The 25,029-nt window shown below is 70.3% G+C and carries 20 protein-coding genes; 14 read left to right on the forward strand and 6 right to left on the reverse strand.

Annotation, left to right across the window (positions count from 1 at the left end; all coding sequences use genetic code 11):
• The first annotated feature begins 5 nt into the window (after positions 1–5).
• A complete protein-coding gene (locus ACQP2T_RS44100) occupies positions 6–863 on the forward strand; it encodes an amidohydrolase family protein (RefSeq protein WP_433510809.1) in 858 nt (285 codons plus the stop codon).
• Positions 864–889: 26 nt separating this feature from the next.
• On the opposite strand, the gene ACQP2T_RS44105 is transcribed toward ACQP2T_RS44100, so the two are convergent.
• Complete coding sequence (locus tag ACQP2T_RS44105; protein ID WP_433510810.1) at positions 890–2,086, reverse strand: Ig-like domain-containing protein; 1,197 nt, start codon at positions 2,084–2,086, stop codon at positions 890–892.
• Between the two features lie 323 nt (positions 2,087–2,409).
• Here ACQP2T_RS44105 and kstD point away from each other — a divergent pair, with 323 nt between their 5' ends.
• The 3 genes from kstD to ACQP2T_RS44120 all read left to right on the forward strand — a co-directional run bounded on the left by kstD (position 2,410) and on the right by ACQP2T_RS44120 (position 8,932).
• Positions 2,410–4,185, forward strand: coding sequence for a 3-oxosteroid 1-dehydrogenase (gene kstD, locus ACQP2T_RS44110; RefSeq protein WP_433510811.1), 1,776 nt, complete (start codon positions 2,410–2,412; stop codon positions 4,183–4,185).
• Between the two features lie 96 nt (positions 4,186–4,281).
• Positions 4,282–7,497, forward strand: coding sequence for an NACHT domain-containing protein (locus ACQP2T_RS44115; protein ID WP_433510812.1), 3,216 nt, complete (start codon positions 4,282–4,284; stop codon positions 7,495–7,497).
• A 145-nt stretch (positions 7,498–7,642) separates the two neighbouring features.
• The gene (locus tag ACQP2T_RS44120) at positions 7,643–8,932 is read left to right on the forward strand and encodes an MFS transporter (RefSeq protein WP_433510813.1); all 1,290 of its coding nucleotides are present in this window, start codon (positions 7,643–7,645) and stop codon (positions 8,930–8,932) included.
• 40 nt (positions 8,933–8,972) lie between these two features.
• Here ACQP2T_RS44120 and ACQP2T_RS44125 read toward each other — a convergent pair whose 3' ends face one another.
• From ACQP2T_RS44125 to ACQP2T_RS44135, 3 genes are read right to left on the reverse strand one after another with little or no spacing between them, the layout of a single operon-like run.
• Positions 8,973–9,341: a hypothetical protein gene (locus ACQP2T_RS44125; protein WP_433510814.1), complete on the reverse strand. Its 369-nt coding sequence runs from the start codon at positions 9,339–9,341 to the stop codon at positions 8,973–8,975.
• The gene (locus ACQP2T_RS44130) at positions 9,338–10,516 is read right to left on the reverse strand and encodes a hypothetical protein (RefSeq protein WP_433510815.1); all 1,179 of its coding nucleotides are present in this window, start codon (positions 10,514–10,516) and stop codon (positions 9,338–9,340) included. The genes ACQP2T_RS44125 and ACQP2T_RS44130 overlap by 4 nt, the downstream gene beginning before the upstream one ends.
• Complete coding sequence (locus tag ACQP2T_RS44135; RefSeq protein ID WP_357947930.1) at positions 10,509–11,018, reverse strand: SigE family RNA polymerase sigma factor; 510 nt, start codon at positions 11,016–11,018, stop codon at positions 10,509–10,511. Before ACQP2T_RS44135 ends, ACQP2T_RS44130 begins: the two co-directional genes overlap by 8 nt.
• Before the next feature lie 157 nt (positions 11,019–11,175).
• On the opposite strand from ACQP2T_RS44135, the gene ACQP2T_RS44140 reads away from it, so the two are divergent.
• From ACQP2T_RS44140 to ACQP2T_RS44185, 10 genes are all read left to right on the forward strand, one after another.
• Positions 11,176–11,547, forward strand: coding sequence for a hypothetical protein (locus ACQP2T_RS44140; RefSeq protein WP_433510816.1), 372 nt, complete (start codon positions 11,176–11,178; stop codon positions 11,545–11,547).
• A 346-nt stretch (positions 11,548–11,893) separates the two neighbouring features.
• A complete protein-coding gene (locus ACQP2T_RS44145; RefSeq protein ID WP_433510817.1) occupies positions 11,894–12,898 on the forward strand; it encodes a UDP-glucuronic acid decarboxylase family protein in 1,005 nt (334 codons plus the stop codon).
• Entirely contained in the window at positions 12,899–13,261 is a 363-nt protein-coding gene (locus ACQP2T_RS44150; RefSeq protein WP_433510818.1) for a YybH family protein, read from the forward strand. It begins immediately after the preceding gene.
• Positions 13,262–13,382: 121 nt separating this feature from the next.
• Positions 13,383–14,603 (forward strand): phenylacetate--CoA ligase family protein, encoded by a 1,221-nt coding sequence (locus ACQP2T_RS44155; RefSeq protein WP_433510819.1) that lies wholly within the window; start codon positions 13,383–13,385, stop codon positions 14,601–14,603.
• The gene (locus ACQP2T_RS44160; protein ID WP_433510820.1) at positions 14,596–15,627 is read left to right on the forward strand and encodes a glycosyltransferase family 2 protein; all 1,032 of its coding nucleotides are present in this window, start codon (positions 14,596–14,598) and stop codon (positions 15,625–15,627) included. Before ACQP2T_RS44155 ends, ACQP2T_RS44160 begins: the two co-directional genes overlap by 8 nt.
• Positions 15,624–16,832, forward strand: a complete 1,209-nt coding sequence (locus tag ACQP2T_RS44165) for an ATP-grasp domain-containing protein (RefSeq protein WP_433510821.1) — start codon at positions 15,624–15,626, stop codon at positions 16,830–16,832. Before ACQP2T_RS44160 ends, ACQP2T_RS44165 begins: the two co-directional genes overlap by 4 nt.
• On the forward strand, positions 16,829–17,521 hold the full coding sequence (locus tag ACQP2T_RS44170; RefSeq protein WP_433510822.1) for a hypothetical protein: 693 nt from the start codon (positions 16,829–16,831) through the stop codon (positions 17,519–17,521). The genes ACQP2T_RS44165 and ACQP2T_RS44170 overlap by 4 nt, the downstream gene beginning before the upstream one ends.
• A gap of 2 nt (positions 17,522–17,523) precedes the next feature.
• Positions 17,524–18,804 (forward strand): phenylacetate--CoA ligase family protein, encoded by a 1,281-nt coding sequence (locus ACQP2T_RS44175; protein ID WP_433510823.1) that lies wholly within the window; start codon positions 17,524–17,526, stop codon positions 18,802–18,804.
• Positions 18,801–20,036: a hypothetical protein gene (locus ACQP2T_RS44180; protein WP_433510824.1), complete on the forward strand. Its 1,236-nt coding sequence runs from the start codon at positions 18,801–18,803 to the stop codon at positions 20,034–20,036. Before ACQP2T_RS44175 ends, ACQP2T_RS44180 begins: the two co-directional genes overlap by 4 nt.
• Positions 20,033–21,046, forward strand: a complete 1,014-nt coding sequence (locus ACQP2T_RS44185; RefSeq protein WP_433510825.1) for an NAD-dependent epimerase/dehydratase family protein — start codon at positions 20,033–20,035, stop codon at positions 21,044–21,046. Before ACQP2T_RS44180 ends, ACQP2T_RS44185 begins: the two co-directional genes overlap by 4 nt.
• 4 nt (positions 21,047–21,050) lie before the next feature.
• Here ACQP2T_RS44185 and ACQP2T_RS44190 read toward each other — a convergent pair whose 3' ends face one another.
• Both ACQP2T_RS44190 and ACQP2T_RS44195 read right to left on the reverse strand, forming a co-directional pair.
• A complete protein-coding gene (locus ACQP2T_RS44190) occupies positions 21,051–23,177 on the reverse strand; it encodes a hypothetical protein (RefSeq protein WP_433510826.1) in 2,127 nt (708 codons plus the stop codon).
• Between the two features lie 72 nt (positions 23,178–23,249).
• Positions 23,250–24,890, reverse strand: a complete 1,641-nt coding sequence (locus tag ACQP2T_RS44195; protein ID WP_433510827.1) for a protein kinase domain-containing protein — start codon at positions 24,888–24,890, stop codon at positions 23,250–23,252.
• Positions 24,891–25,029: the final 139 nt, after the last annotated feature.

A 25,029-nucleotide genomic window follows, 5' to 3' on the forward strand; every position in this document is an offset into this window, starting at 1 on the left:
CGACCATGGCCACGACCACCCCGCCGCCGCACCCCGACCCCAAACCGCCCGGCCTCAAGTTGCCCCCGGCGAGCTGCGACGCCCACTGCCACATCTTCGGCCCCGGCGCGCTCTTCCCGTACGCGGAGAACCGCACCTTCACCCCGCCGGACGTCTCCAAGGACGATCTGCGGCGGCGGCACGACTTCCTGGGGATCGAGCGGGCCGTCATCGTCCAGTCGTCGTGCCATGGCGGCGACCACGCCGCGTTGCTCGACGCGCTGGCGGACGGCGCCGGACGCTACCGGGGAGTGGCCCTGGTGACGGCCGGGACGCCGGAGGCCGAGATCGCCCGGCTCGACGCCGCGGGGGTGTGCGGCGCGCGCGTGCACTTCCTGCCCCACCTCGGTCCCAGTCCCTCCCCCGAAAGCGTCGACGCGGTGATCCGCCTGATCCGCCCGTACGGCTGGCACCTTGCCGTCCACGTGGCCGGCCGCGGCATCCTCGACCTGGCCGACCGCATCCGCTCCGCGGCGCTCCCCGTGATCATCGATCACATGGCCCGCGTGGACGTTCACGACGAGCGGGCGACGCGGACGCTGCTGCGGCTGCTCGACACCGGGCACGTCTGGGTGAAGCTCAGCGGCGCCGACCGGCTCTCCACGGCGGGGCCGCCGTACGAGGACGTGGCTCCGTTCGCCGGCCGGCTCGCCGCGCACGCTCCGGAACGGGTCCTGTGGGGGACCGACTTCCCGCACCCGAACATCTCCGGCGACATGCCGGACGACGGCCTGCTGGTCGACTTCCTCGGCCGGATAGCCCCTACCGAGGCCCTGCGCCGGCGCATCCTGGTCGACAACCCGGCGGCCGTCTTCGGTTTCTGATTCTTGGGTGGCTGATTCTGAGGTGGCTAGCCGCCGTTGACCGGCTTGCCCAGCGCGCTGCCGGCCAGCCAGTCGTCCCAGGACTTGGCCCACGGTGTCGGGCCGTTGCCGAACCGCAGCTTCCGCGACGTACCGCTGACCTGGATGATGTCACCCCGCTGAGTGAACTCGAAGAACCAGCGGGCATTGGCCGGACTGGCGTTGACGCAACCGTGGCTGACGTTGGAGTTGCCCTGCGCGCCGGTCGACCAGGGGGCGGCGTGGAAGAAGGTGCCGCTGTAGGTCATCCGGACGTTCCACTTGGTAGGGATGCGGTATTCGCCCGGGTGACCGGTGGTCGCGGAGTCCATGATGATGTCCGCGGCCTTCTCCTGGGCGATCATCGTGCCCGAGTAGCTGTCGTCGCCCGGTCTGCCCAGGCTGACCGGGATGGTCTTGACGACCTTGTCCCCGTCGCTCACCTCCGCCTCGTGGGTGCGGGCGTTCACCTTGGTGATGTGCTTGGCGCCGACGGTGAAACTCAGGCTGCGGTCCTTGGTGCCCCACACCCCCTCGCCCGCCTGTACGCCGGCCAGATGCGCGACGACCTTGACCTTCTCCCCGGTCGGCCAGTACTCACGCGGCCGGAACTGGACCTCCCGGTCGCTCACCCAGCTCCACGCGCCCTCGACCGGCTCGGACATCTCGACCACCAGGGCCCGCTCGATCGCGGCCCGTTCCTCCTTGCCGGTCACCGACCGCGACAGCAGGAGCTGGACGGGCATGCCGACGCCGACCTTCTCGCCGTCCAGCGGCGACATGCCGCTCTCCAGCGCGCGCTTCGGCTTCAACGTGGTGAACTTCGCCTGCGTCGTGACCTCCTTGCCGTCCGTGCCGGTCACCTGGGCGCTGACCGTGTACGCCGTCGAGGGGCGCAACGGCCACTTGGGATGCCAGGTCCCGTCGGTGCCCACGGCGCCGCTCACCTCACGGCCCTTGGAATCGGCGACGGCCAGCCGGGTGACCTTGCCGTCGGTGACCTTGACGCTGACCCCGGTGTCCGGCGCGACCTTCTTGGTCCCGTCCGCCGGGGTGATCGCCACCTTCGCCACCGGGCCTTGTGCCGTCTGGGGAGCGGCGCCAGGAGTACGCGCGCCGCCGCTGGAGGTGCATCCGGCTGCCAGGACCGCCGCCAGGGCGAGGGTGCTGGTCAATATCGTTGCGCCGGTCTGGCCGTTCCGCATCCTTGATGCCTCCCGTGCCTGACAAGTAGTCAAATTTCACTCTAATCGGCTTTACCAATGGACCGTAGGGCTTTTGCCCTTAGCAGGGGGGATCATGCACCTCCCCCAAGATCCGGCCGAGTCGCCCTGAAAGCGGGTGATCGCTACTCCCGTAGATCTGTTGACAGCGATTACCAACCAAGCGCATGCTTCATGCTGTGACGGGGGCCACACACCCCCCAGCTCTTCCGTAGCGTCGCACCGGCGCGAGGTGCCACCACGGTTGTTCCTCCGACCACCTGTGCTGCCCGCAGCGCACGCACGTTGAAGGGATCCGATCCACCATGGCCGATTCGACGCCCGCAACGCCCGCCATGCCCGCAGAAGGACCCAGCCGCCGCACCCTGCTGCGCGGCGCCGCCATCGCCGGCGGCGTCCTCATGACCGAAGCGGCTCTGGGCCGCGCACCCGCTTACGCCGCCGACATCGAGTACGACGTGGTGATCGTCGGAGCAGGCGCGGCCGGGATGACCGCCGCGCTCACCGCGGCCAAGCGCGGCCTGCAGTGCGTGGTGGTCGAGAAGGCGCCGACGTTCGGCGGGTCGGCGGCCCGGTCCGGCGCCGGGATCTGGATCCCGAACAACGAGGTGATCCTGGCCGCCGGAGTCCCGGACACCCCGGCCAAGGCCGCCCAGTATCTCTCCCGCGTCGTCGGCGACACCGTGCCCCAAGCCCGGCAGCAGGCCTTCCTGACGAACGGCCCGGCCATGATCTCGTTCGTGATGCGGAACAGCCCGCTGCGGTTCCGGTGGATGGAGGGATATTCCGACTACTATCCGGAGTACCCCGGCGGCATGCCGAACGGCCGCTCCATCGAGCCCGACCAGATCGACGGGCACATCCTCGGCGCCGAGCTCGCCCACCTGAACCCTCCTTACATCCCCACCCCGGCCGGCCTGGTCGTCTTCAGCGCCGACTACAAGTGGCTGAACCTCACCCTGGTCAACCCGAAGGGCCTCGAAGTGAGCGCCGCGTGCCTGGCCCGAGGCACGGCGGCCGCGCTACGCGGCGAGAAGCCGCTCACCATGGGCCAGTCCCTGGCGGCGAGCCTGCGCGCCGGACTGCTCGCGGCGAACGTACCGGTATGGCTGAACACCCCGCTGCTCGACCTGCGCGTCGAAGGCGGCCGCGTCACCGGCGTGGTCGTGACACGGAACGGCGTACAGACGCTGATCAAGGCCCGCCGCGGCGTCATCGTCGGTTCGGGCGGGTTCGAGCACAGCGCGGCGATGCGCGCGGAGTTCCAGCGGCAGCCCATCGGCACCGGCTGGACGGTCGGCGCCAAGGAGAACACCGGCGACGGCATCGAGGCGGGCGAACGCGCCGGGGCCGCGCTGGACCTGATGGACGACGCATGGTGGGGACCGGCGATCCCGCTGCCCGACGAGCCGTACTTCTGCCTGGCCGAACGCACGCTGCCCGGCTGCATCCTGGTCAACGGCAAGGGCGAGCGTTTCGTCAACGAGGCGGCGCCGTACAGCGACGTGGTGCACGTCATGTACGACCGCAACACGGCGGCGTCACCGCACATCCCCGCCTGGCTGATCGTCGACCAGAACTACCGCAACCGCTACCTGTTCAAGGACATCGCGCCGCTGCTGCCGTTCCCCCAGTCCTGGTACGACAGCGGCGCCGCCTTCCAGGCGTGGACCATAGAGCAACTGGCGCAGAAGATCGGCGTCCCGGCGGGGACGCTGCGCGCCACGGTCACCCGGTTCAACGGCTTCGCGGCGACCGGCAAGGACACCGACTTCCATCGTGGCGACAGCGTCTATGACCGCTACTACGCCGACCCCGTCGTCAAGCCCAACCCCTGCCTGGCGCCCCTGTGGCTGGCGCCCTTCTACGCGTTCAAGATCGTCCCAGGCGACCTGGGCACCAAGGGCGGGATGCGTACGGACGCGCGGGCGCGGGTGCTCCGGGCGGACGGCTCGGTCATTCCCGGGCTGTACGCGGCCGGCAACGCCAGCGGCGCCGTCATGGGACACAGCTACGCCGGCGCCGGCTCGACCATCGGACCGGCCATGACCTTCGGCTACGTGGCGGCGAACGACATCTGAGCCGTGGCAGCGACGCCCCAGTCACACGGGGATAGATTCTGATCACCTTCCGTAGATGTCCGGACGTGGCCGCCGTCGCCGGTGAACGATGGGCGGATGGTCGGCAAGCTCGTCAGGTGGCTCCTGGCGGCCATCGTTCCCCCGTCGGTGGCGGTGGCCGCGTGGGGACAGCAGATCTGGGACGACCCGGTGGTCACCGGCATCCTGCTCGCGCTCTACGAGGGCCTGCTCGCGCTCGCGCTCTTCGCCGGGCAGATCGCCGGGCAGGTCGTGGAGCGCTGGCGGCAGCGGATCGTCGACAGCCTCGACCGGGCCGTGGGGCGGCGCGTGTCCCGGTTCGACAAGCGCTACCGGGAGTCCCTGCTGGGCAGCCTCCGCTACATCGATCTCAAGGGCCTGCCGACCATCGGCTACTACACCCCCGAGCTGGACGAGGTCTTCGTCGACGTGAGCCTGGCCTATCGGGCGCCGCGTGACGTACGCCAGGACGTGCTCGCCCAGTTGCCCGCCGAGGTGACCGACCGCCATTCGATCGGCGACTTCCTCGACCGGCGGCGGCCCGTGGTGCTGGCGATCGTCGGCGTTCCGGGCAGCGGGAAGAGCACCCTGCTGCGCCATACCGCCCAGCAGATCTGCCGGGCCGGGCGGGGACGGCGACGTAGCGTGCCGATCCTGCTCTACCTGCGCGACCACGGCGCCGAGATCGTCGCGGCCCCGACGGTCACGCTGCCGCAGCTCGTACGGAACACGGTGGAGCCGGGCGTCAAGGAGCCGACCGGCTGGTTCGAGGAGAAGCTGCGTGACGGCGACTGCGTCGTCATGCTCGACGGCCTGGACGAGATCGCCGGCCAGGACGACCGCAGGAGCGTCGCCGACTGGGTGGAAACCCAGATCAGGCGCTACCCCAAGAACGACTACGCGATCACCTCACGGCCGCGGGGCTACCTGTCGGCCCGGGTCGACGGCGCGACGGTCCTCCAGGTGTGCGGTTTCACCGACGAGCAGGTCAACCGGTTCGTCCGGGGCTGGTACACCGCCGTCGAGAAGCACGGCGAGGCGGGCGAGGACGCGCGGCGGCTGGCCGAGGCCGCGGCCGACGACCTGCTCGACCGGCTCAACCACACCCCTGAGCTGTACGAGCTGACGATCAACCCGCTGCTGCTGACGATGATCGCCAACGTCCATCGTCACCCGGGCGCCCTGCCGGAGAGCCGCGAGCGTCTCTACAGCGAGATCTGCCAGGTGATGCTCTGGCGGCGGCAGAAGGCCAAGAAGCTCCCGCTCGAGCTGAGCGGCGACAAGAAGGAGGTGCTGCTGCGCCGGGTCGCGCACGCGATGATGCAACGCGGCGTCCGCGACCTGCCGAGCACCGCCGTACTCGCCGAGATCCGGCCGGCCCTGCGCCGCATGGCGACGCGACTCACCGCGGAGGAGCTCCTGTGCGACGTCCGCTCGAACGGCCTGCTCATCGAGCGCGAGAGCGACCTCTACTCCTTCGCCCACCACACCTTCCAGGAATATCTGGCCGCCGCGCACATCCGTGACAAGGGCCGGCCCGACGTGCTGGTCGCCGCCGTCGACGACGTGTGGTGGCGGGAGACGACCCTCCTGTACGCCGCCCGCTCCGACGCCGACCCGATCGTGGCGGCCTGCCTGTCCTCGGGCACCGTCACCGCGCTGTCCCTGGCCTTCGACTGCGCCGAGGAGGGCAGCGAACTCGACCCCGCCCTGCGTGGACGGCTCGACCGGCTCCTGGGCTCCGCCTTCGCCCCCGACGCCGATCCCGAGCGCCGCCGGCTCATGGCCGGCGTCCTGGTCGCCCGCCATCTGCGCCACCTGACCAGGACCGGCGCCGGCGGACGCGTCTGCGCCCGCCCGATCACCGCGGGCATCTACTGGCTGTACGTGCTGGACACACGGGCTCCGGAGCCGGACGGCCCGACCAGGGTCGAGCCCATCGCGTACGGGCCGTGCGGCGATCACCCGATCACGGGCGTACGCGCGGGTGACGCGGCGGCCTTCGTCGACTGGGTCAACGGAGTGACCGGCAACGAGCCCGTCTATCGGCTGCCGACCCATGACGAGATCGAGAATCCGGTGGTTCAGCGCTCGCTCAACCCCGGGGCGCCGGCGCTGAGCGTCTGGAGCGAACCCGGCGATCACCGCGCTCCCCGGCTGTGGACGCCTCCCGACGCCGGGCAGCCCTACGAGGTGGCCGCCGCGACGCTGATCCGGCACGTCAACGATGACGTCCGTCGCTCCATGCCCGCCTTCGTCCGCCTGCTCCTGCTGCGCGCCATCGTGGGAGTCCGCGTGCTGCGCCGCGGTCTCGACCTCGTTCCCGTCTTCGACCCGGCGCTCGACCACGTTCTCGACCACGCCTTCGACCTGAGCCGGACCATCAGTCACGTACGAGGGATCGGCGACGCGTTCGGCCTCGCCCACCCGGCCGGGCTCGACCAGATGGAGGCGGACGTTCACGCGCTCAGCCAATGCCTCGACCGCGAACGGGACCGCGCCCGCGCCCGCGTCATGGCCGACGCCCTGGCAGTGTCCTTCACCCGCGCCCGGACCGCGGACCCTGCCGACGGACGGACGTTGGGCCCCAGTAGCAGCCGGACCACGGACTCCAGTGGCGGCCGGACCACGGACCTCAGCGGCGGCGCTGGGATCACCGACCCCAGCGGCAGAGCGATGGCGGATTCCGGTGGTGGATCGACGAAGGACTCCTGCGGCGGGTGGACGGCGGCCGATGCCCTTGACGTCGTGCTCGACCCCGACCTCGTGCTCGATCACGCGCTCGACCTCGATCACGCCTTCGACCGGGCCCTCGACCGGGTCATGGGACGCGCGCTGTCGCACGCTCTGGCGCGGGTCCTGCGCTTGGACACGGCCCCCGCCGACTGGCCGGCCCAGTTCGCCCGGGCGTTCCTCAAACAGACCAGCCTCCCGGCCGGCCCGTACGTCGTGCCGCCGGACACGCTGATGAGCAGGTTGAACACGGCGGACGAGGCGCTCAGGAGCGTCCTCGGGCCGCTCGACGCGGGCACGCCGGCTCCGTGGGCGCACCGGATCGCGGACGGACTGCGCGCGGCGGCCGTGCCGCTGTTCACCCGCCGCGAGCGGCTCACCTCAGGCTCCGCGACGACACTGCGGCTGGCGACCCTGTGCCTGGCCGCCGAGGCCGACACCCGCGGCGCCAACGAACTCGCCGTCGCCTTCCGCGAGCTCGCGGCCGGGATCACCCTTCTCGAACGACGCTCCAGCGGAGAACTGCCACCCACAGAAACCATCATTCTCGCGACCGTGTGACAAATATGTGTCACACATAATAACCAATATTGTCATCATAAATCGCAGAATGTCGCTTTTTCCCAACCGCCCTATTACGCCGACGACCCCAGCACAGGTCGCGAATCCCGCCCAGAAAGACCACGTCGCGCGTGATACTGACACAATGCGCCATTCCCCCGTCACCGCCGGCCATTTTCGCCGGGTGTCGCGCCGCGGCCTCGTCGCGGCCACGATCGGCCACGCGCTGGAATGGTTCGACTGGAACGCGTACGCGATCTTCTCCGTATTCTTCGCCGGCCAGTTCTTCCCCGCGGACGACCCCGCGCTCGCCCAGGTCAAAACCATGATGATCTTCGCGATCGGCTTCCTCTTCCGGCCTCTCGGCGGCATCCTGCTCGGCAGCTACACCGACCGGTTCGGCCGACGCGGCGGCATGACGCTGGCCGTGCTCCTGGTGTCGGGCGGCAGCCTGATCCTGGCGGTGTGCCCCACCTACGCGGAGATCGGGCTGCTGGCACCGGCGTTGTTGCTGGTGGCGAGGATCGTGCAGGGGCTGTCCACGGGCGGGGAGATGGCCGCCGCCGCCACCTATCTCGCCGAGATCGCCCCACCCGACCGCCGGGGGTTCTACTCCAGCTTCGCGTACGTCACCGGCACGCTCGGCCCCCTGACCGCCACCTTGCTGGCGGAACTGCTCTTCACTGTCCTGGGCGAATCCGGCCTGGCCGAATGGGGGTGGCGCGTGCCGTTCGCGATCGGCGCCGTGTTCGGGGTCTACGGCCTCCAACTGCGGCGCACCTTGCACGAGACCAGCCCCTTCCTGGCCGGACGGGACCTCAGAGTGCGCCGTCCCACCTGGGAGGTGCTCCGCAGGCATCCGGTCAGTGGACTCCGCGTCGTCGGATTCACCGTCGGCGCGACGGTCGTCTACTACACCTTCCTCGTCTACCTGCCCAGTTACGTACAGGACAACTTCGGCATGCCGGCGGAGTCGGCGCTGTGGGCGTCGGTGATCGCGCAGTCCGTCATGATCATGGTCCTGCCCCTGTACGGCGCTCTGTCCGACCGGATCGGGCGCAAGCCGTTGCTGTGCGCCTTCGCCGGGGGCTATGTCGTGCTCATCGTGCCGCTGTTCACGCTGCTGAACTCGACGCCCGAGTCGCTGGTGATCGTGATGACCGTCGGGCTGCTGCTGTTCGGCTGCTACGCCTCCGTCGCGCCGACCGCCATGGCGGAGCTGTTCCCCACGCAGGTGCGCTCGGTCGGCCTGGGGATGCCCTATTCGCTGACCGTGGCGGTGTTCGGCGGCACGTCACCGCACCTCGTCGAGCGGCTGACGGACAGCGGCCACGCCAGTTGGTTCCCCTGGTATCTCGCGGGGCTGTGCCTGATCAGCCTAGTGGTCTTCCTGACCGCTCGCGAGACGAAGGGCATCAATCTCGACCAGTGCTGACCGAGGCCGGACAAGGATCGGCGCGACTCTCGGCCGCGTCTCAGCGCGGCCGAGAGCGCGGCAGCGTCGCCAGTGCCGCCGCGTACGCCAGGCCGTACCAGAGCGACGGACACCCTTCCGGCCCGGTCGGGACGGCGGCGAGGCTGACCGCCGCGACCAGGCCGAGCAGTGCGCCGGCGACCGCCGGGCGCCGGGCGGCCACCGCCATGATGGCGGCGCCACCCAGCACCCCCACGGCGGCGAGGAGGTCGAGCAGCAGCCAGGCGTCCAGCAGTCCGGCCCACGTGATCGCGTGGAGCAGGGGCCCCGGCAGGGATCGGGCCCAGATCCAGGTGAGCCCGTCGTCCGCCAGGTTGACGGCCGTGGGGAGCGCCACCAGCACGATCATCACCCAAAGGCGTCTGATCAACGGACCCGCGCCAGGCGGTAGGAGGTGCCGTCGTTCCACAGGAGCCAGTCGCCGGCCGCGTACGCCAGGCCCTTGAACGCGAACGACTGGCCGCTGCGCGGGTCATAGACCACGGACTGCCAGCCGGGCCCCTCATCAAGCTCGCCGAGCCCGGTGTACACGATGAGCCGATTGCCCGCGGTGAGCTGCGCGCCCAGGTGGGCGTACATGGCTTGAGAACGTCCGTTCTCCAAGGTCGCAGTCCCGCCCCAGTTGAACTCCACCGCCTGGCCGACACGCGGGCCCTCGGTGACCTGCCAGTCGGCGCGGTCCGCCGTCCTGAGCACGCCGTCGACGACCCAGGCGAACGTGTCACGGTTGGCCGCGGCCAGCCAGAGCTGCCACCGGTCCGCGCCGGTTCTCCGGACGTTGACCCCCTCGGGCAGCGGGCGCTGGGCGGCCACGTCCCCCGATTCGACGTTCACCTGGCGCAGGCCCTTGGCGTCGAAGGGGTCGGCCACGAACAGATCGGGATAGGAGAACGCGACCGCCTGGCCGACGGCGCCGGGCACTTCGGCCCCCTTGGTGCACCCCTTGGCCGCCCACGGCCGCAGCGAGGGGTCGCTGCCGACGATCGTCCCCCCGCTGACCCAGAACGGAGTGCCGACCAGGTTCACCGGCATGACCGGCGTGGTGCCGCTCTGGTCCTGGCAGTAGAGCGGGGCGACGATATTGGTCCCCGGCCATGCGCGGATACCCGATCCGGTAACCGGTGTCGCGCCCGCGTCCACGTTCAGCGGGCGCAGCGGACCACCTTCCGGCCCTGTCTCCCACAGCTTCTTCGCCTTCTCCGACCTGCCCAGCACGGACCCGTCCTCGCCCAGCGTCTCGGGAAAGAACTCACCGGCGTCCTTGGTCTCCTTCTGCAGAGCGACCGAACCAGGTATGTCGACCAGGTCTTCGAGCCCGTCGACGGAGGTGGCGACCGTCTGGTCCCCTCTCCCGGCCTGCCGCCACGCCACCGGTACGCCGACCACCAGCACGACCGCGCACACCGCCGCGGCGTACGCCAGGGCCCGGCGCCGCCGCCGCCTGACCGCGACGCCCCGGTGGACGCGGTCGGCGAGGTCCGCGGGCGGGACCGTCCGGCCGGGGTCGCCCAGCACGTCGCCGAGTCGCGACTCCACGTCATCCATGATCGACCTCCTGAGTATCGAGAGCGGTACGCAGCCTGGCCAGCGCCCGTGACGCCTGGCTCTTGACGGTGCCGGTGCTGCAGCCCAGCAGGCGGGCGATCTCCTTCTCGCTGCGCTCCTCGACGTAGCGCAGGACGAGGACCGCGCGCATGCGCGGGGGCAGCTCGGCGAGCCGCGCCCTGAGGCTCGCGTCGGCGAGCAGACCTTCCAGTCCGCTGTCCTCCATGGCGGGCTCGGGCGGCTCGGCCACGGCGACCTCCCGCCGGGGGCGCCGCCAGCGGTTGGTCATGATGCGCAGCATCGCCGTGCGGACGTAGCCCTCCGGGTCGTCCTTGCGGACGATCCTTCGCCAGTGCACCCCCGTCCTGGTCAGCGCCTCCTGCACCAGGTCCTCGGCGTCGTGCCGGTCGCGGGTCAGGACCATGGCGTAGCGGTACAGCGCCGCCAGCCGAGCGGCCACGAATGATTCGAACGACCTCTCGCCGTCCTGCGGATCCTCCACCCCTACAAGGACACACAAGGGCGGAGGAAGGTTGCGTCCGCCTCTATTTTTCTTTTTCCACCATAATTCGCGGGCCGCCCATTAAACGGAAAGTACGCGTACCCATGAGCTGCTAAATTCCATGCCATCGATCCCGACCAGAAAAGAGGAGAGAGCAATGAAGGCCATCCGCCGCACCATTACCGCCGCCCTTTCAGCGCTGACCGTGGCAGGCGGTCTGCTGGCCTTCGGGGCGCCCGCCGAGGCCGCGTCGCAGTGCACGTCGACGGGCGTGGGATATTTGTGTGTAAATATCGACCCGCGCGGATACGACGCCTCCTACCAGAAAGTCGGGGGAAACACGGCGCATGTGGACTTCAACCTCGTCTGCGCCAACGGGCGCTGGTTCGGCGACGAGGGCTCGTTCTACATCTCGGCCGGCGAGACCCGCACCTACACCTTCGCCGTGGGGTCGCAGGGCAGCTGCTTCCTGAAGCTGATCGACATGAACACCGGGGCGACCTGGCAGACGCCCAGCATCAGCCGGTGACCCGCCGGGCCGGTTGACGGCGCTCCCGATGGCGGCGCCCTCCGAGGCCGCCGCCATCGGGAGTGCCATGGCCCCGACGCTGGACGGATCGACCAGAACGCAAGCGGGCGGTTACTGAATGGAGGCGGCGAAAAGGCTCCTCTATGACAGATGTCTTGACGCTGGCGAGCAGGCCGACATAGCATCGCCCCGAAATCGCAAAGCGGGACATTAAACATCTTACGCAGCGAGGCCCACCGCATTATCGGAAATAACGGCAGTGGGCGTTACGCCGCGTAAGTAAGCTGGAGGAATACAACTTGTCCTGTTCGGGCGCCCTGACCTGGCTACTTCACGAGAAGCTGTTATGAACCGTCCCACCGTTGCAATTACCGGTGGTGCCGGTTTTCTCGGTTCGCATCTGTGCGAACGGTTCCTGGCCGATGGTTATCAGGTCGTCTGCGTGGACAACTTCCTCACCGGGTCGCCGGCCAACGTCGAGCACCTCATGGCCGAGGAGCGGTTCCGGCTGGTCCGGGCCGACGTGTCGCTGCACCTGGTCGTCCCCGGTGACCTGGACGCCGTCCTGCACTTCGCCTCCCCCGCCTCGCCGACGGACTACCTGCGACTGCCGATCGACACGCTGCGTGTCGGCTCCAACGGCACGTTCAACGCGCTCGAACTGGCCAGGGAGAAGGGCGCGCGGTTCGTGCTCGCCTCGACCTCGGAGACGTACGGCGACCCGCTGGTTCACCCGCAGCCGGAGAGCTACTGGGGCAACGTCAACCCCGTGGGCCCGCGCGGGGTCTACGACGAGGCCAAGCGGTTCGCCGAGGCGATGACCATGGCCTTCCGCCGGGCCCACGGCGTGAACACGGCGATCCTGCGGATCTTCAACACCTTCGGCCCCCGGATGCGGCCCTTCGACGGGCGGGCCATCCCCACCTTCGTCCGCCAGGCGCTGCTCGGCCAGCCGATCACGGTGACCGGCGACGGCACCCAGACCAGGTCCATCTGCTACGTGGACGACCTGATCGAGGGGATCGTCCGGCTGTGCAACTCGGACCTGGACGGCCCGGTCAACATCGGCAACCCGCACGAGCTGTCCGTGCTCGCGCTGGCCGAGTGGATCAGGCAGCTCACCGGCTCGGCATCGGGGATCGAGTTCACGCCACGGCCCCAGGACGACCCGACCGTGCGCCGCCCCGACATCACACTGGCCAGGACCCGGCTGGGCTGGGAGCCGCGGACGCCGATCGAGGAGGGGCTGCGGCACACCATCGCCTGGTTCCAGCGGCATCCGCAATTATGGCGGGCCACTGACACCAGCCCTGTCGACGACCATGCCGGCCTCACCGCCGCGGCGTCCTAGATGGAATTCTCACAAGCACTCGCCGCGCATTTGCGCGCGATAGAAACCCGTGACCTGGCCGGATTCATGGCCACCGTCCACCGGGACGCCACGGTGATTCTGCCCAACGGAAAGCTGCTCACCGGAAAGGACGCGATCGGCGAGTTCCATACCGCCTGGTTCGGCGATCCTGATTGGTCGCTCCAGCCGACGGTCATCCGGACGGAGACCTACGGCGAATCAGCATTGGCGGTGCTGTCCGTCGCTTATGCCGACCTGGATCCCGAAGGCCGGCCGTACGAGAAGTCGTACTTCCTCACGCTGTACTTCGCCGGAATCGACGGACAGTGGCTGCTCGTGCACGACCAGAACACCTTCAGTTGAGCGAGGTGGCCCCCTGAGCAGGCTTCGATCCACGATCAATCTCGCGCCGGTCGCCTATCATCTGGCCCGGATCCGGCGGCGGGAGCGCCTCGACCACGCCGCGCAGTCACACCTCCAGGCCATGCTGTTACGCACCCTGGTCCGCCACGCCTACGACAACGTCCCCCACTACCGGCGACTGCTCGACCCCGCGCTGGTCCGGCGATTACAGAGCGCCCGGGACCTGGCCGACTTCCCCGTGCTGGACCGTACGGACCTGCACGGCAAGGCCGGCGACGAGCTGCTCGCGACCGGCTTCACCCCGGACAACACCCGAGCGGCCACGACCAGCGGCTCCTCCGGCATCCCGATCACGATCCGCAACTCCGAGCGGGATCTGGGCTACCTGCGCGCGACCTACCTCCAGGACATGCTGTCCAACGGGCTGCGCCCCACCGACCGGATCGCCTACTTCCGGGTCAATCCGTTCCTGCGCCATCCTCTGGAGCGGTTCGGCGTCCTGCGTAACTTCCACATCCCGACCGGCCGCTCGCTGGACGAGCAGGTGGCGGCGTTCCTGGCGGCCAGGCCGACCTTCCTGATCGGGTTCCCCAACGTCATCCGCAGCGTCGTCGACGAGCTGCGGCGGCGCGGCGTCCGGCATCGGGGCGTACGGACCGTGCTGTTCGGCGGCGAACGGCTGTCGCCGACGGCGCGGGCGCAGATTCTCCACTATTTCGGCGCGGCCCACCGGGAGGTGTACGCCTCCGTCGAGGTCTTCACCATCGCCCGCACCTGCCCGCGAGGGGCGCTGCACCTGCGCTCGTCCGACCTGGTGGTGGAGGTGGAGCACGAGGACGGGACCGTCTCGGTGGAGGACGGCGAAGGTGACATCCTCATCACCCGCCTGCACAGCGAGGCGATGCCGTTGATCCGCTACCGGCTCGGCGACCGGGTCCGGATCGGCCCGAACGACTGCCCGTGCGGGGTGGCCACGACCCCGATCGTGCGGGAGGTGATCGGCCGCAGCCAGGACCGGATCGCCGGCGCCGACGGCAGGCGCTACTACGGCGACTTCATCACCTTCCCCGTGCAGAGCTTCCCCGAGGTGAGCCGGATGCAGCTGGTCCAGGACCGGCCGGGGTCCCTTGAGGTGCGGGTGGTGCTGGCCCATGACGCCCGCCCCGGCGTGACGGCCGACATCCGGAACGCGGTCCTGCGCGCGGTACCCGACCAGCAGGTCACCGTCCTGCCGGTCGAGGAGATCGCCCCGGAACCCAACGGCAAGATCAAGCTCGTCAAGGTGCTCGATCCCTCCGGGAATCCCGCGCCGCCAGAGAAAGGGGCCGCGGCGGATGTCTGATTCCACCCTGAGGGAGAAGCCACCGGTCACGAAAGCGGCGAACCGCCCCCGGCCCGCCATCACCGCCATGATCCCGTGTTACAACGAGATCGACTGCGTCGAGCGGGCGTACCGGGAGATCCGTTCCGAGCTGGCCGCCTACGACGACGTCGAGCTGCTCTTCGTCGACGACGGGAGCACGGACGGCACCCTTGAGGCGATCAAGGGCTTCGCCGCCGAGGACCCCCGGGTGAAGTACCTCTCCTTCGCCCGCAACTTCGGGCTGGAAGCGGCGTTCTCCGCCGGGTTCAAGTACGCCTCGAAGCCGTGGACCGTGCAGTTCGACGCCGACCTCCAGTCCCCTCCCCAGGAGATGCACCGCCTGGTGGACAAGGCACTCGAGGGCTACGACGTGGTGTTCGCGGTCCGCGAGAACCGGCAGGACGCCTGGTACCGGCGGCTCGGCACCAGCGGCCATCAGACGATCGCCCGCCGCTGGCTGGGCATCGAACTGCCGCCCGGCGCGTCGGTGTTCCGCATCGTCAAGACCAGCGTGGCGCGCAAGGTGGTGGACAGCCGGCTGTCCACGCCGTACTTCATCGCCACCGCGCCGCTGCTCGGCGCCCGCTACACCACGCTGCCCACCTCGCATCGCCCGCGTCTGGACGGCCAGGGCAAGTGGAACCTGCGCAAGCTGGCCGCCCACGCGATCGAGCTCTTCGTCGGATTCTCCTTCCGGCCGCTGGTCTGGCTGAGCGCGCTGGCCACCGTCGTGGTGGTGCTCGGAGCGGCGATCCTGGCGCTGGCGCTGGCGGGCCGGTTCGGCGCGACCGAGCTGGCGGAGGCCAGTCTGGTCACCGGCCTGGTCACGCTCGTCACGCTCGCCGTCGTGGCCCGCTATCTCGTACGGATGATGCGCGTCCAGGCGATCGGCGCGCCCCGCTACCAGATCAGGGAGGCCAACATCCCGATCCGCGCGGACGAGGCCCTGTACGGCTACGAGACCCCCTATGTCGCCACCGAGCTCTGGGAGAACGCCCCATGAGAAACCTCATCGTGCTCGGCGGTGGCGAGGATCAGCTCCCCGCCTACCGCGAGGGCCGCCGGCTCGGCTACCGGGTGATCGGCGTGGACCAGCGCCCGGACGCCCTGGGCGCGGCCGAGGCCGACCAGTTCCTCTGCATGACCAGCCGGGATCCGGAGGGTATCGCCCAGGCGCTGGGCCCGATCGACGTGGCGGCGGTCATCTCGCCGGCCAGCGACGCGGCCCAGGAGGCGGTCGCCGAGCTGAGCCGCCTCTACCGCACCGCCCACCAGCCCGCCCCCGACGCGCTGCGCTGCTCGGTGGACAAGGGGTTCTTCCGCGAGGTGGTCGGCCGTCTGGGCCTGCCGACCTACCGCCACGCCCAGCACGACAGCATCGACGAGCTCACCGAGGCGGCGGACCGCCTGGGCTATCCGCTGATCGTCAAGCCGGCCGACTCCTCGGGCAGCAAGGGCATCACCGTGCTCGACGGTCCCGCCGGGCTGGTGGGCGCCATCGAGCACGCCTGGAAGTACTCCTTCTCCCGGCAGGTGATCGTCGAGGAGCTGGTGGCCGGGCGGCACTGCGCCGTGGAGTCCTTCTTCGCCGACGGCGAGCTCGCCTTCATGGCGGTCACCGACCGCGTCATCACCGGGCCACCGGCGATGATCAGCCTGTCCCACGTCGTCCCCGCCGACCTGGACGACGACGTGCACGCGCGGCTGAGCGCGGCGGTCGCCGCGATCTGCGCGGCCGTCGGCCACCGGCACGGGCCGGTCAACTTCGACTTCGTCCTGACGCCCCGCGGCGACATCTGCTTCATCGAGATGGGCGCCAGGCTGGGTGGCAACGGTATGCCGCTGATGGTCCAGCACGCGTTCGGGCTGAACACCGTCGAGGCGGCCATCCGGCTGGCCCTGGGCGAGCCGCTGCGCATCAGCGTCTCGCGCCGCAGGACGGCCGTGCTGCGCATCCTGGCCGCCGACGTCGACGGGGTGCTCACCGCGATCGAGGGCCTGGACGCGCTCCGGCGGATGCCCGAGGTCGTCGACGTCCAGGTGTTCAAGACGGTGGGCGAGCACGTACGCGCCTACACGCAGGCCGGCCACAAGCTCGGCTACCTGGTCATGGTCGCCGACACGCGTGAGCAGCTGGAAACGGCTCAGGACGAAGCACTGCGCACCCTCCGGTTCGTGATCGAGCCTGATACGAGAGGTTCAGAATGATCCCCCGCAAGCATGTCGGCTTCCTGATCTTCGCGGCGCTGGCCGTCCTGGCGGCGGCGTTCGTCTGGTTCGGGCTGCCGCACGACCGCCAGGTGAAGTCGCTGTGGATCTTCCTGGTGAAGCTGCTGCCCTTCGTTTTCGCCACGGAGGCCATATCCCGGCTCGACGTGGAGTGGGCCAGGCGCCTCAAGCTGCACGTGCTGGTGATCCCGGCGGCGTTCCTGGTGTACTTCCTCTACTTCGTGCCCAAGATCTTCTTCTTCGGTTCCGAGGTGGCCGGCACCAGGGAGGCGTACTACGACCTCTACTACCACGTCCTCACCCTGACCCCGTTGATCATCGTCTCGCTCGCCATGGCGTTCCGGCTGGGCGGCGGCTCGGCGGGGACGGTGCGCAGGCTCGGCTACGGCATGCTGTTGCTGATGCTGTCCGGCCTGGAGGATCTGGCGTTCCTGACGGTCAACAACCACGTCGATCCCGCGTTCATCACCATCCCCGAGGTGTGGGACTGGGCCACGCACATGAGCGTGTTCATCGGCCACGCGCCGACCAAGTACGAGGCGTACGCCTTCATCGCCGTGCACGTGGTGCTGGCGCTGATCATCTTCCTCAGCCCGCAGCGCTGGTGGGAGTCGCTGGGCCGCAGGCTCACGCCGAAGGCGCTCCAGGCCCGCTCGGAGAGCGCGTAGCGATGATCATCCGCGAGGCGGGTTACGTCCCGCTCAGCATCGCGCGGCAGTACGGCGGCGCCGCGGGGCTGCGCCGTCACCAGCTTCGCGGGCTCAACCGGATACTGGAGCTGGCGCGTACCCGGGTGCCCTACTACCGCGACGACCCCCGCTACGCGCGCGGCGGCCCGCTCCGTGACCTGGCCGAGCTGGCCGAGCTGCCGGTGCTGGACAAGCGGGTGCTGCGCGAGCAGCCGCTGGAACGGCTGCTCGCCGACGGCGTCGACCAGGATCGGTGCCTGTCCTTCCAGACCAGCGGCAGCACCGGCCGCCGGGTCCGGATCCTGCACGACCGCGACAGCCACGACTACCACATGGCGGCCTGCGTACGGCGGTTCCTGGCGACGGGCCGCTACCTGCCGACCGACCGGCTCAGCCATATCCGGCCGTTCGCGCCGCCCGCCCGGATGTTCGAGCGGTTCGGGCTGTTCCGGCGGCACGTGATCCTTTCCCACCGGCCGATGCGCGAGATCAAGGCGGAGCTCCTGGCCAACCGGCCCAAGGTGCTGATCGGCTACCCCGTGCACCTGCGGGCCCTGCTGCGCGCGCTCACCCCGGAGGAGCTCGGGCGGCTGAAGCGGACCCTGCGCATCGTCCTGACCGAGTCGGAGCTGCTGCTTCCCGAGCACCGGGCGATGTTCGCCGAGCGGTTCGGCGCTCCCGTCTTCGACGAGTACTCCGCCTTCGAGGTGCTCAACGTCACCTACGACTGCCGGTACGGCCGCGCGCATCTGGGCGAGGACCGCGTCTACTGCGAGATCGTCGACGCGGCGGGCGATCCGGTCCCGGACGGCGAGGCCGGTCAGGTGGTCGTCACCGCCTTCATGGAGCGGGCGATGCCGCTGCTGCGCTACAGCCTGGGCGACATCGGCCTCATCGAGCCGGGCCGCTGCCGTTGCGGCCGCCGGTTCCGCACTCTGCGGCTCACCACGGGGCGCAGCAACGACTACGTCACGCTTCCGTCGGGCGAGCGGCTCTACCCCGACGCCTTTCTGCACCTGGCCGCCACCCATCCGGGCATCAGCGAGTGCTTCGTCCACCAGGACACGGCGGGCCTGGTGCGGGTGCACGTCGTGCCCAGCGCCGACCCGCCGGGCGAGGTGCTGGCGACCGTACGGGACAAGCTCTTCGGCCTGGCCGGTGGCGAGTTCCCGCTGGAGGTGGTGCCCGCCGAGACCGTCGAGATCACCGCCGGCGGCAAGGGCAGATTCGTCACCTCCGACTACGGCGCACCGCCCGCATGAGGCTCGCGGCACCCAGACAGCTGATGGTGCTGCTCGGCGGGCGGGCCGCCTTCCGGGGCACGCTCCTGCTGGCCAACGTCGTGCTGCTGGCGGTCTGGAGCTCAGGAGACTACGCCGGATATGCCCAGGCGATGGGCGGCGCGGCGTTCCTGACGCCGCTCGCGTCGATCGGCATCGAGAAGTGCGCGCTGAAGCTGATCCCGCGCGCGCGGCACACCGTCGGCCTGCTGGTCGGCGTCTTCGTGGCGCTGTCCGGGCTGCTGCTGGTGATCGCGATCGCGGTCCTGGCGGGCGTGCTGCTGTTCGGGCACAACGGGCCGTGGCTCCTGGCCGGGCTGGCCGGTCTGTACGCGATCGGCATCGGCGGCAACCAGGTGCTGGTCGGACTGAGCCGGGCCATCGGCCGGCCGGGCCGGGACGTGGCCAACCATCTCGTCCTGGCCACGGGACTGGCCTGCTGGACCGGGGCGGCGGCGACCGGGCACGCCTCGCCCACGGTGTTCCTGGCCCTGTGCCTGACGAACGTGTCCGTGCTCAACGTGGTGCTGCTGGCCGGGTTGCGGCCGAGCTTCGCCGGGCTGCGGCGCCGGGTCCTCGTACGCGTCGCGGTGGGGACGTCCCTGCTGATGGCGATCCCCGACGTGGTCGCGGGGGTGTCGATGAGCCTGCTGTTCGTGACCCTGTCGGTCAGCGGAGCGCAGGCGGAGAGCACCGGGCTCTACATGGCCTCCGTCGCCTCGGGGACGCTGCTCAACGCGTTCGCCTACCTGCTGCGCGTCCTGCAGCCCGGCGTCTCCCAAGCGCTGCACCAGCGGGACCTGAGCGCGGCCTACGACCGGCTGTCCCGCTGGCTGCGCCTGCTGCTGCTCGCCGGGATCCCCTACATCGCGGCCGTCTCCTGCGTGGCGCCGCTCCTGCTGCGCCCGCTCGGCGGACTGGGGGTCGTCGTCCTGTACGTGGCCTGTGTGCCGATCATCTTCGCCGTGGGCAGCGCCAGCTACCTGATGGAGAACGCCACTCCCCTGGCGCTGCGCGTCACCGCGGCCGGCGCGGTGGTGTCGCTGGCGGCGGTCGTGGTGCTGGCGGCCGTCGTCGTGCCCTGGGCCGGGGCGCTCGGCGCGGTGGGCGTGCTGGCCGCCGGCGCGCTCGTCCACGCCGCGGTCCTCCTGCGCTGGCTCCGGCCACGGCGCACGCTCTCCCCTCAACCTGTACCGAAGGAGTCCCTTACATGACGTATACCTCGCTGGTCACCGGCGGCGCGGGCTTCATCGGCTCGCACGTGGCGGCCGACCTGCTCCGGGCCGGCCATCGCGTGGTGGTGCTCGACGACCTCTCCGGCGGCGATCCGGCCAACGTCCCGGAGGGCGCCCACTTCCACCAGGGCAGCGTCTGCGACCCCGAGGTGGTGGACGCGCTGTTCGCGGAGTGGCGCTTCGACTACGTCTTCCACCTGGCCGCGTACGCCGCCGAGGGACTGAGTCACTTCATCAAGCGCTACAACTACACCAACAACGTGATCGGCAGCGTCAACCTCATCAACGCGGCCGTCAACGCCGGGACCGTCCGGTGCTTCGTCTTCACCTCCTCCATCGCCGTGTACGGCCACGCGGAGCCGCCGATGACCGAGGACCTGACCCCCGCGCCCGTGGACCCGTACGGCATCGCCAAATACGCCGTCGAGCAGGAGCTGAAGGTCACGCACGAGATGTTCGGCCTGCCGTACGTCATCTTCCGCCCGCACAACGTCTACGGCGAGCGGCAGAACATCGGCGACCGCTACCGCAACGTCATCGGCATCTTCATGAACCAGATCCTGCGCGGCGAGGAGTGCACCGTCTTCGGGGACGGCGAGCAGACCAGGGCCTTCAGCCACATCGACGACGTCGCGCTGCCGATCGCCCGGTCCATCGGCAACCCGCGGGCCTACGGGGAGACCTTCAACATCGGCGGCGACCGGCCGTACACGGTCAACGAACTGGCGGAGGCGGTGGCGGCGGCCATGGACGCGCCGCTCCGGGTCCGGCATCTGCCCGCGCGGCACGAGGTGGTGCACGCCTACTCCTCCCACGACAAGGCCCGCGACCTGCTCGGCGTCGGGACGGGGTCGGTGCCGCTGGCCGACGGGCTCGCGCAGATGGCCGCCTGGGCGAAGAAGCACGGTCCGCAGGAGCCGTCGGTGTTCTCGGGGATCGAGGTGGCCCGCAACATGCCGCCGTCGTGGCAGGCGCTCATCGTCCCGTGATGGCTCACTGACGGGACAGGGCCCGGGTGATGCCGGTGACGATGGTCGTGACCAGGATCCAGCCCGCCAGCACCAGACCGTAGGCGACCCACTGAGCGCCGCCGGCCGGCTGGAACGCCTTCTCCTGGCCGAAGTCGATCAACGGGAAAAGCAGGTCCAGGGCGTACACCACGGCGTTGAACACCGGCCCCTTACCCGCCTCGGCGGGCGGCGGGCGGTCGAGCGCGAACACCGTGGCCCCCACAACCAGCAGCGCGACGAACCAGGCGGCGGCGCGCAGCGGCCGGTAGCCGTAGCCGACCGTGACGTCCTGCAGCACGCCCCACGCGCGGGCGGGCCTGGCCAGCGTGGCGCGCCGCCGCCGCTGCTTGGCCAGCAGGACCGTGCGGGCCTCCTCGTCGTGTCCGAGCCGCCGGTACGTGCCGGCCAGTTGCTCGTACGGCTGCGGCACGTAGCCGTCCACGCCCTCCTCCAGCCAGGCCAGCCGCTGTGCGGCGGGCAGCGTGGGATCCAGTGCCTCGTACGTCAGGCCGTCCTGCCTGCGCGGCGACCAGGTGGCGGGGTCGTCCCGCAGGACTCCGATGCGGGCGTGCCGCAGGTCGACGGTGCCTTCGGGGGCCGCCTTCGGGCGTAGATACAGCTCACTGGCTTGCAGTTGCCAGGCCGCCAGCGCCCGGCCGCCGGGGTTGGCGAGGGTGGCGTCGTTGAGGTAGACATGCCGGCGGACCTGGGTGCCGATCAGCGTGAGCTCGCCGTCGGAGGTGAAGCCGCGCCCGCAGAACAGCCCGCCACCGATCGTCGCCGCGGCCGCGTCGAGCGTCTTGCCGCTGGGATTGCTCAGGCGGGCGCCGTTGAAGCTGGCGAACGTACCGATGGTCGCGTCGGCCAGCCGTACCGCGCCTTCGGACCGGAAGCCGTCGACGCAGGCCAGCGCGCCGCCGATGGAGATGCCGTCGGCGTCCAGCGCCACCTTGCCCGGGGCGGAGAGGTCGGCGCCGGCCAGGCGCAGGGATCCGGTGACGCGGGCCTGGGACAGGTCGACCCGGCCGCGTGCCGTCAGCCCGCGCGCCTCGATCGTGCCCTCGACCTGGATCTCCTCTGCCTGGAGCGCGTCGCCGCCGGGGTTGTCCAGGCGGGCGCCGGTCAGGTTGAGCTCGCGGTCGACGCGGGAGTCCGCCAGCCGTACCGTGCCGTTGGCGCAGAAGGTCCCGCCCAGGTACAGGCCCCCTTCGGCGGTGATCCGCGAGCCGCGTAAGGCCATCTCACCCGGGTGGTCGATGGTGGTGCCGGTCAGGGCGAAGGGCCCGGTCACGCGGGCGTTGCGCAGGCTGATCATCCCGGTGACCGTCAGGCACCTGCAGAACACGTTGCCGTCGGCGACAAGGCCGTCCAGCGTCAGGGCGTGCCGGTCGGTCGCGGTCAGCCGGGCGTCGTCCATGATCAACGTACCGCCGACCTTGACGTTGGACAGCCGCACGTGGCCCTCGGCCCGCAACTCGATGGCGGCGATCCCACGGTCGGCCTGGAGCCGGTCGCAGTCGATCGCGAGCCCCGGCGCCCGCACCCGGGCGTGGTCGAGTGTGAGGCTGCCAGCGATGTGGGCGCCGCGCAGCTCCACCCGCCCGGTGAACAGGCAGCTCTCCAGCCTCAGGTGACCGCCGATCTGGGCGTTCGACGCCGACAGGCCGGGCAGCCGGGACCTGGTGAAGCTCAGCTGCTGGCAGCGGGCCCAGTACAGGCGCGGCACCTGCTCGAAGTCGCAGGAGAGGAACCGCGCCGGGTGGCCGATGGTGGCGTGGGCCAGGTCCAGGAGTTCGGTGACGCGTGCGCCCTTGAGGCGCAGGGCCGGTAATCGCGCCGATTCCTCCCACTGAGCGGGGACTCGCGCTGGTTCCTCCTGCGGAGCGGGTGACCGCGCTGATTCCTCCCACCTGGCCAGTGACCGCGCTGATTCTTCCCGCAGGAGAAGCTCGGTGATCACTCCGGCGCGGACCGTACGCTCCGGGCCCCAGCTCGCGCCGGTCGCCGGGTCGTCCTCGTCCGGTTTCCCGGTGCGGAAGTCGACCAGCTCGCCCCGGGGGAACGCCTCCCACACCCGGCGCTCGGCCGCGGACAGCTCCTCGACGCGCATGGCTGAATTCTGCCGCAACGCCGGCCGCCACCGATCATTTGCCACCGACAAGGCGCCGTCCTTTGACGCCGGTCATTTGACGCCGATCGACATCTCCACCTCGGTGCCGGTGCACGCGGACGCTCCAGCGGGTGGGCTCAGGGCCGCCACCTTGCCGATCCAGTCGGGTCCCTTCCGGTAGCCGACCTTCACCGTGAAGCCGGCCTTCTCCACGGCCGCCTTTCCCGCGTCGAGCGGCCAGCCGCGCGCGTCGGGCACGCGGGCGCGGGCCGCGCTCATCACCAGGTCGACCGTGCTCGTGCCCGGTCGTAGGGCGGCGCGCAGGACCTTGCCGGGCGGGCCACCGGTGGAGCAGTCCGGGGTGAGCTTTCCGGGGGTCAGCCCGGCCTGCTGGAGTCTGGACGTCGCGTCCTTCTGCCGCAACCCGGCCACGACCGGCACCGTCGGACTGGGTGTCACGCTGGGGGCGGTTGGGCTGGTCCCGGTCAGGCCAGTCGTGGTCAGGTTGGTTGTGGTCTGGCTGGTCGCGCTCGGACCGGTCGTGGTGAGGCCGGTCGTGGCCGGGCCGGTCGCGGTCAGGCTTGGCGTTGGGGTTGCGCTGGCCGAGGAGTGGGTGGTGACGGCCGCGCCGGTCCGGGTGTCCGCGCTCACCGTCCGCGGGGCCCACGGCCGTACGGCTGCGGCGCCCGCACCGGCACCGACCAGCAGGGCGGCTGCCACAGTGAGCGCCACGCGACGCCGCGGCCGGGCACCACCAGGCGGCCCGGCGGGCGGCTCAGCAGACGGCCCGGCGGGCGGCCCGGCGGACAGGGCGGCGGGCGAGGCTGCGGGCGGGGTCGCGGACAGGGCGGCGGGCGGGGCCAGGTCGGCGGCGGCCTTGAGGTCGCCCGACCTGCCCCCGAGGAGCGTCAGCAGGAGCTCCTGCGCGGTGGGCCGCGTCGCCGGATCCTTGGCGAGGCATCGCTCCACCAGTTCGCGCAACGGCAGCTGGATCGACGACAGATCGGGCGTATCGTTCAGCACGCGGTTGATCACCGCGGGAATCGAGTCCTGCCCGAACGGCGCCTTCCCCATGGCCGCGAACGCGATCGTCACACCCCAGGCGAAAACGTCGGAGGGGGCGCCCGCGGGCAGGCCCGCGAGTTGCTCCGGCGAGATGTACGCGGGCGTGCCCATGATCTGACTGGTCGCCGTGGCCGTGGTGTCCGCCTCACGGGCGATGCCGAAATCGATGACGCGTGGACCGTCGGGACCGATCAGCACGTTTCCCGGCTTGAAGTCGCGGTGCACGATGCCGGCCTGGTGGATGGCGGTCAGGGCGGTGGCGGTCCCGATCGCGAGCCGCTCCAGCGCGCCCCCGATGACGGGCCCGTCCGTCGCCACCCGTTCGGCCAAGGAGGGCCCGTCGATGAACTCACTGATCAAGTACGGCTGACCGCCGAGCATTCCAGCGTCTACCACTTGGGCCGTACAGAATCGGGCCACCTGTTTGGCCAGGGCCACCTCGCGCATGAACATGCGCTGCGCCCGCTCGTCGTCCCACGACCCGGCGTTCAGCAGTTTCGCGGCGACACGCTGCCCGGTATGCCCGTCCGGCCCGTCCGCTTCCGCGAGGTACACCTCGCCCTGGCCGCCTCTGCCGATCCGGCCGATCACCCGATAGAGGCCCAGCCGGCGTGGGTCACCCGTACGCAGGGGTTCGATAGCGCGCATCGCTTCCTCCCGAGAGAAGTCACCCCTTATTCGCGTCAGCCCGACACGCGGATTGCGCGAAGTACTAAAACCCTTATTTCCTACCTGTTGTGTTGACTATAGAAGCGCTCCGATCTACGGTGAGAACCGTGACGCCCAT

This window comes from Nonomuraea sp. CA-143628 (assembly GCF_050942315.1).
Lineage (GTDB): Bacteria > Actinomycetota > Actinomycetes > Streptosporangiales > Streptosporangiaceae > Nonomuraea.